Origin of the sequence: Moraxella sp., assembly GCF_024227015.1 — a bacterium.
Classification (GTDB): domain Bacteria; phylum Pseudomonadota; class Gammaproteobacteria; order Pseudomonadales; family Moraxellaceae; genus Moraxella.
In genome coordinates, this window is the sequence record NZ_JAAELD010000388.1 from 1 (window position 1) to 8,164 (window position 8,164).

At 47.5% G+C, this 8,164-nt stretch carries 4 protein-coding genes; 3 read left to right on the forward strand and 1 reads right to left on the reverse strand.

The window, feature by feature from the left end:
- Positions 1 to 2,045: autotransporter assembly complex family protein (locus GY683_RS08930; RefSeq protein ID WP_297288394.1), on the forward strand; the 2,045-nt coding region annotated here is incomplete at its 5' end.
- A 70-nt stretch (positions 2,046 to 2,115) separates the two neighbouring features.
- Positions 2,116 to 7,155 (forward strand): translocation/assembly module TamB domain-containing protein, encoded by a 5,040-nt coding sequence (locus tag GY683_RS08935; protein ID WP_297288395.1) that lies wholly within the window; start codon positions 2,116 to 2,118, stop codon positions 7,153 to 7,155.
- A gap of 170 nt (positions 7,156 to 7,325) precedes the next feature.
- Here GY683_RS08935 and hemP read toward each other — a convergent pair whose 3' ends face one another.
- Positions 7,326 to 7,493: a hemin uptake protein HemP gene (gene hemP / locus GY683_RS08940; RefSeq protein WP_080702126.1), complete on the reverse strand. Its 168-nt coding sequence runs from the start codon at positions 7,491 to 7,493 to the stop codon at positions 7,326 to 7,328.
- Between the two features lie 275 nt (positions 7,494 to 7,768).
- On the opposite strand from hemP, the gene GY683_RS08945 reads away from it, so the two are divergent.
- Positions 7,769 to 8,164, forward strand: a 396-nt coding sequence (locus tag GY683_RS08945) for an NUDIX domain-containing protein (protein WP_297288396.1), incomplete at its 3' end; no start/stop codon positions are given.

Below are 8,164 nucleotides of genomic sequence, written 5' to 3' on the forward strand. Positions count from 1 at the left end.
ATAGTGCATTGCCCCGACTTCGTCAGACGGCGGATTCGGCAGCGCGCGCGGTGGGTTATTATGATGTGGACATGCAGATTACCAAGGTTGGTGCTGGCAAAGTTAATGTGATTATTAACGACATTGGCGAGCCTGTACGTGTCGCAACTCAAGTGCTTGAAGTGCGCGGAGAGGGTGCTGATAACCCATCTTACCAAAAGGCGATGAACGATGCCAAGCTAAACCAAGATGAGATATTCCATCATGGCAACTACGAAGCGGCAAAATCGAGCGTCCTTGATGTGAGTGCTGAAGAGGGTTATTTTGATGGCAAATGGCTGAATAATTCAGTCGATGTCATTTTGCCTGATGGCGTTGCCGATGTCAGCTTGGTCTATGACAGCGGTAAGCAATATGAATTTGACGAGGTGGTGTTTTTTACCTTTGATGATGAGACGGGTAAGCTGACCACCGATCCTGCCAAATTGCCCGTTAAATCAGAGCTACTAAAAAAACTCGTCACCTTTAATATGGGTGATGCCTATAACCGCACCGCTGCCCGTAATTTAAGTAATAATCTGCTCGCGACGGGATATTTTAATGCGGTGAATACTGAGCTGGTGCTGCCAAGCCCTGAACCTGCCAACAGCGAAGTTGCTTTTGAGAGCGCGGCGAGCAATTCTGACGATGCTAGCGAGATTGTCGATCTGGGCGATGGCGTGAGCATGGAAGTGGCGCCAATTGAATTTACCACTTCTGAGGTCATTCAAGATAAGCTTGCGCGCGTTACCCAAAAAGCCCAAAGGCTATATAACATGCCTGATGATCGCCTACTGGTAACCGACACCCGTAAAAAATCGCGCAGCATTCTAGGGCGAATCAGTGATGCGGTGAGTAGTGTGGCGAAGATGATTTTGCCCGATGAATCTGCGGATGAATTAAACATTCCTGAAGATGCAGAACTGCCAGTGTTAGAAGGTCGTAAGTCTAGGCAGGATGTCTATGCTGACAAGAAAGTGCCCCTGTATGTATTCGTGATGTCGGATAAGCCAAGAGACGCGCAGATCGGTATGGGTTGGGGCTCTGACAGCGGTGTGCGACTCATTACTAAATTTGAGCATAACCTCATCAATAAAAGCGGCTACCAGGCAGGCGCGGATGTCCGTTTTTCAGAAAACAAAAAAGGCTTAAGTCTATACGCCACGAAGCCGATGAGTCATCCTTTAAATGATAAATTACGGGCTTTTTTGAGTTATGACGAAGAGAAGATTGGCGGTGCTTTAGGAACGTTTGATCTAAGCACAAGAACGCTGCAACATGGCATCAGCCGAAATATCATCAGAGAGTCGGGCTGGAACAGAAGCTATTCTTTGCGTTATCGCTTGGATGAGCTTGAGACGGGCGCACCCGTTGAGTATTGGGAGGATTTGCCAGTACGATTCATCGATGGTAAGCCAACCCAAGAAGCGCTGTTGGCAGGCTTTGCAATCAACAAAACAGTTGCTGATAATCTGGTAAATCCGATGCGAGGCTATCGTCAGAATTATTCACTTGAAGTGGGCGCCAAAGGCGTGATCAGCGATACGAACATGGCGATCTTGCGCGCAGGCGTGGGCGGTGTTTATAGCTTTGGTGATAATGCTTATGGTAAGGATCGCGCTCATCAAGTGATTGGTAGTCTCAATGCTGGCTATCTGTGGGCGGATAATTTCGATGATGTGCCATATAAGCTGCGTTTCTTTGCTGGTGGTGATCAGAGCATTCGCGGCTATAATTATGAAAGCCTGTCCCCCATCTCAGATAAAGGCTACCTGACAGGCGGGCAGGCGCTGGCTGTGGCAAGTGGTGAATATAACTACGAAGTGCTCAATGGTCTGCGTGTGGCGGCGTTCGCGGATGTGGGTAACGCCTACGATAAAAACTTCAAGAACGAAACCAAAATCGGCGCAGGTCTTGGCATTCGATGGGCATCACCGGTTGGGCAAGTGCGAGTTGATGTGGCGACAGGCGTCAAGGAGGAAGGGCATCCGATTAAGCTGCATTTCTTCATCGGAACGCCATTTTGATGCATGATTGAAAAACTAGGCGTCTTATGGTTTAATGGCGCGTTATTTTGATATTTTTGATGATTTTGATATGACTGACAAATCCAATCACAGCCCTGATGATCATAACGCCCAGCGCGCGCATGGGGCGGATTTGTCCACACCTAAAGAACCCGTCAGCGTGCAGGCACCAAAATCACCCAAGCCACCAAAAAAACGCAGCTGGCTAGCGTATCTGTTTTATCTTGTTTTAACGCTTCTTGTGGTGCTTGCGTTATTGCTGGTGTTGCTATTTTATGCGATGGGCACGCAAGGCGGGACCAAGTTCTTATTAGAAAAAATTGCCTTAGAAACTGGCACGCAGCTCAAATACTCAGAGGGTAATCTAAGAGATGGTGTGTGGGTGTCAGATGTCAAAATCGCCCAAGGCGAGAACATTGAGATCCAAGTCGATAAGGCGTATGTGCAGCTTGGTTGGCGTGCGGTGTTGGCGCGCCAAGTGCATCTAGTCAACAGTCAAATTGATACTTTAAACATCATCAATAAAAAACCGCCCTCTGGCGAGCCTTTTGATTATGCGACGATTGATTTGCCAGTAACGCTAAAGCTTGATAACACCAGCGCCAAGCAGATCATCTATAGTCAGGCCACCAAAAGCCCCATCTATCTACACGACATCCATGTGCAAGATGGCACTTGGGCTGGTACGAAGATTAAGCTAAATGACGCCAAAATTCGATATGATGATGACGTTGCTGTCAGTCGCATTCATGGCGAAATCGATCTGACTGGCGACTATCCGCTCAATGCGACCGCCGATGTGGAAGTAACCGCTATCAAAAAAGCCTATTTCGGCGTGCTGCATGCCAAAGCATCAGGCACGCTAAAGCGTACATTCGGTACATTAACTTCAAAGTATAACGAACGCGACATTCAGGGCGAATTTATCGCACAAGGATTGGATGAAAATTCACCGTTTAGCGCAAGGCTTAATTTTGACGAAGTGGTGCTACCCTATGCCGCCGAGCAGAACATCACCCTAAAAGACGGTACCATTACCGCTGATGGCGTGGTGAGTAATATTGAACTTCGCATTAACACAGACCTTATCGCCAAAGACATCCCTTCGGGCAGATATCGCGGTCGTGGGGTGGTACGCGATGGCGGCATGGACATTCCGTATTTGCGTGCGGACACGCCAAGCGGTTCCTTGACCGCCAAAGGCCGCATGGAGTGGTCGGATGAATTTGAGCTGCATGCGACATTAAGCGGTAATGGCTACAAAGTTCGTGAAGTCTTGCCGATTGAGTATCAGGATTACCAAGCGTACTTGCCTAAGACATTAACGGGCGATCTGGGTGTCACTTATTATTATTTGGATGATAATAATCACACGCGCTTTGAATTTGACCTGAATCAAAAAGATGGCGAAGAGATTCGCGCATCACTGTCGCAGTCACAGGATAATCCTAACTCGCCTTGGCTGATTCACGCTGATTGGCGCAATATCATTCGCGCCAATGTTCCTAATATAGATAATATCCATTCCACCCACGGTACGGCCGACATTCGCCTAGAAGAGGGGCGTACCTACATCGATGCGCGCGGTCACATCAAGCAGCTGTCTGTTGCACCGCAAGGCGATTATGTGGTGCAAGCGAACATCGAAAAAGGCGAGCGCATTCATTTAACCGACTTTAAATATGATGGCGTGCTTGGTGATCTATCAGGTGTGGGGCGCATCGATTTGGCAACCGCTCAAAAGCCTTTGGCTTGGCAATTTGACCTTACGACCAATAGGTTCATTCCCAATGCGTATTTTGACACACCTGACAAAACCCCATTTCAGGCGATCTCAGGGCATGTTACTGCCATGGGTAGAATGCGCAGCGATCGTTCAAATCGCAAGCTAAACATTCACGACATCGACCTAAAACACACCGATCTGACAGCGACATTAGCTGATAACGAGACAGTATCTATCAAAGGCTTGGCCAATGCGCAAGTGCGCTTGATGGGTAGTGATGTGAAATATTTTGATGCCAAATTCGACGGTGATGTCAATCAGAGCATGCTGCCACATGTAGGGCTCGCCAAGGTGGATATCGAGGCGTCAGGTGATCTGAATCTAATGACGATCAGTCGCTTGAATGTGGACACGACTTCTGGCAAGGCATCGGCGACTGGCAAGATTGATTTGACCCAAGGCATTGGATGGGATGTGCGCGCTCGTCTTGATGAGATTGATACGAAGAATTTTGCCGGGGATAACGCCAACCTTATTGCTGTGATTACGGGCGACTTGGTCACCAAAGGTCGCTATGATAATCAGAAGCTATCAGATATGACGGCGCAATTCGATGGTGAAGTCATCCATGATAAGCTGCCAAAAGGCGCGTTGTCTTTTGATGTGGCAGGTCAAGATGCGCGATATGATGTGCGTTCATTTGACTACAAGGGCGATGCTGGGGAACTCCACGCCAACGGCTTTATAGACATCTCACAAGGCTATACATGGGATGCGTCTGCCACCATGAACCGCTTTAATGTCGGTGCTTTTGTGCAGGATGTGCCAAGCGACTTGACGGGCGGTTTTAGAGTGCGTGGAGACTGGCGCAAGCAATCTCAGGCGGTAAATATAGATCAGCTGGATCTTAAAGGCACGCTTCGTGGTCAGTCATTTAGTGCAGAAGGTTCGCTGATTGCAGATTTGACATTACCAAGCGATTTGAAAGCTTATATGAATCAAATCACCGCTCAAGCCCCGACTAATGTTGATGAATTATTGGCTCTGCGTGGACAAATTGACAATAGCGCCCGCCAAACCCAAGGCATCATCAAAAAGCTTAGTGCTGATAATTTAAACATCCGCTTAGGCGATAATGCCTTGGCGATTAATGGCGATAAATCAGAGCTGACCACCAGTGTGTCCATCACAGACCTAAGTCAAATCCTGCCAAATGCGCAAGGCGCGATTAAAGGCGGCGTGATCTTAATGGATGATGGTAATTCACTGCCGACATTGTATGTGGATGTGGCAGCCGGTGGCGTTCGCACGGCTGATTTTGTCGCTCAGGAGGCGCGCGCCCTCGGTAAGATTGTCAATCTTGGCAATTCAGACAGTCAGCTGCTCGTTGATGTTAAAGACATCATCGCTCTGGGTCGTGTGATTCGTTCGGCGCGTTTGGATTTCCGTGGTACAGAGCAAAGCCACATCATGACCATCAATACGCAATCGCCTGATAACGAGGTTAATGCCAGGGTGGAAGGCGGTCTGGATCGGACTAATAGACGCTATCGTGGCATACTCAGTGATGGTGCACTGCGAAGCAAATTCGGACTGCTCACCCAGCGTCAGCCGACTGAGTTTAGCTATGGCATTAGTGATAATAGCATTGCCTTGGCGGCGCATTGTTGGACAGCGACAGGCACTGATAATGTTGAACAAGGATTGATTTGCCTGCAAGACACTTTGCGATATTCGGCTAACGGCGGTAATGTTAACTTGGTCGTTCAGAACCTAGACACGTCGGTATTCTCGGCAGTATTACCCGATGACATTCATTGGCAGTCTACCTTAAATGGCAGGGTGCAGGCGAATTGGCAGCAAGGGGCGAATCCTACTGTTAATGCGGTCATGTATTCGGACAATGGTCGCGTGGGATTGGATCAAGATGGTGCCTATGTTGAGATGTCTTATGAGCGCGTCTCAATCATCGCCCAAAGCGTTACTGAAGGGCTAAAACTACGTGCAGACATCGCAGGATCGGCAGCGCGCGGTTATGCTGATGTGGTGATCGATCCATTCCAAGGGAATCAAAAGCCAATCTCAGGCGCATTGTTAATTAATGACATTAATCTTGCGGTATTAAGACCGTTTTTCCCGAATTTCCAAACCCTAACAGGTACGGCTAATATCGCAGGCGGTCTGGGCGGCACATTAAGCCAACCGCTATTTTATGGTAATGCCGACCTAAGTAATGGCGTTCTTGCGGTGGCAGGCGTGCCGATTAACCTAAGTAACATTAATGCTAACGCTCAGATTCGTGGCACAAATGCTGTCTTGACGGGTGATTTTACCGCAGGTCAGGGCGATGGCGAGCTGTCGGGCGAGTTTGATTGGTCTCAGACGTTGCAGGCGCGCCTTCGCATCTCTGGTGAGGATTTGGACGTGAGTCAGCCGCCACTAGTAACGGCTAAGATGACGCCTGATATTGAAGTGATCGTTCGTCCTTTTGAAAAATATATTGACATCCAAGGCGTCATCTCTGTACCAAGCGCCATCATTCGTCCGCCTGAGGCGACGGCAGACATTGTGAGTGAGTCTGTTGATGTGACGGTGTTGGATCGCCGCGCCGCAGGCAACATCGAGCAAGTACTGGCAGTGACTGCGCCATGGAGCATAAATGCAGACATCGGTCTTGATTTGGGCGATGACGTGACTTTCCGTGGGTTGGGTGCGCGATTACCATTAGCGGGCGCCCTTCATATTACTCAGGCTGATCAAGGAGTGATGCGAGGATTGGGCGTGGTACAGGTGTCAGAGCGTACTACCATTGATGGCATTGGGCAGAATCTAGAGCTAAATTATGCACAGATTCGCTTTAATGGCGATATTGCGAATCCTAGATTGTCCATCGAAGCAGAAAAAGAAATCGAGGGTCAGACGGTCGGTGTGCGCATCAAGGGTACGGCGAATAACCCTGACATTACTGTATTTAATGATGCGGGCTTGACAGAGCAGCAGGCGATGAACGCCATTGTGACAGGGCGCATCACTGAATCGGCTGACAGTCAGATTTCAGAACAAGGATTCCGCTCGCAGGTCACCAATAACCTCGCTGCGGCAGGCCTGAATCTGGGCTTGTCAGGCACTCGTAATCTTACCAATCAGATCGGTCAGGCATTTGGTCTAGAGGGGCTTACCATCGATGCATCGGGCAATTCTGATGATACGAGCGTGAGCGTGACAGGATATATCAGCCCTGATCTATATATCCGCTATGGTGTGGGTTTGTTCAATGCCGAATCTGAACTGTCCATGCGTTACCAGCTGACACGACGCATTTATATTGAGGCGGCGAGCGCGGCTGAGAATACTGTCGATATGATTTATCGATGGAAGTTTTAATATAAAATAATTGCACGGATTAAATTAATCCAAAAACCAATAACACCGCAGATTTTGCGGTGTTATTGGTTTGGAGAAATGCTTTTATTGTTTGTTAATCCATTGCGCCAAATGGCTGTGCATGGATTATGATCTGTCATTCATGCAATGACTGCTCTTATAGAGTGATATTATTTAGTTAAAATTAGGCGATTATTACGTGTCAAGCGCAGACGATATTCCTCACCTTGATGCTCAATGCGCACTTCCTTGGTCAGCGCGAACAGGTTTTGAGAATGCAGGGTTGGAAGTCGAGTGGTTTCGCGGTTACTGAAGTAGCGAGCGATTGTCGTAGTCATGGCGGTTTTCCTTTTGGTTGGTGGGTTGCGGGTTTTTTCCCGAGCCACTTTTGGCTTAAACTGTGGACATAAAGCGCTTGATTAATTAAAATTAAATACTTAAACAGCGCAAAATGATAATTTATATAAGTTGTTTTAAACTTGCATATGTTATTTATTTTTAAATAACAATAATTATCATTTGTGCTAATAATAGCAAATTTTCCAAAGATTGCAAATACTAATTGCAAAATTTGAGAATTTTTATCATATTTCTGATAAACGGTATAAAAATAATGACAAACGGTAATTTTAAGGCTAATATAGACCTAAATTCAAAAAAAGCCATTCATGTCGCAGTGGCTGTATTAAGGTATGGCGATGAATTTTTACTTGCCAGACGACACGCCCATCAGCATCAAGGAGGCAAGTTGGAGTTTGTCGGGGGGAAGATAGAGCAATCCGAATCCCCGATATCCGCACTGATTCGAGAAGTGGATGAAGAGCTGGGTTTGGATATTAATGAGAATGCCACCACTAAGATGGGCCGCATTTGGCATGATTATGGAGATAAGACGGTATGCCTGCATGTATATCAAGTGCTATTAACAGATGGTCAATATGTGGACTTTCGTGATCGGAAGATTGGCTGCGATGGGCAGGAGATTGGGTTTTTTGAAAGAGACGACGTG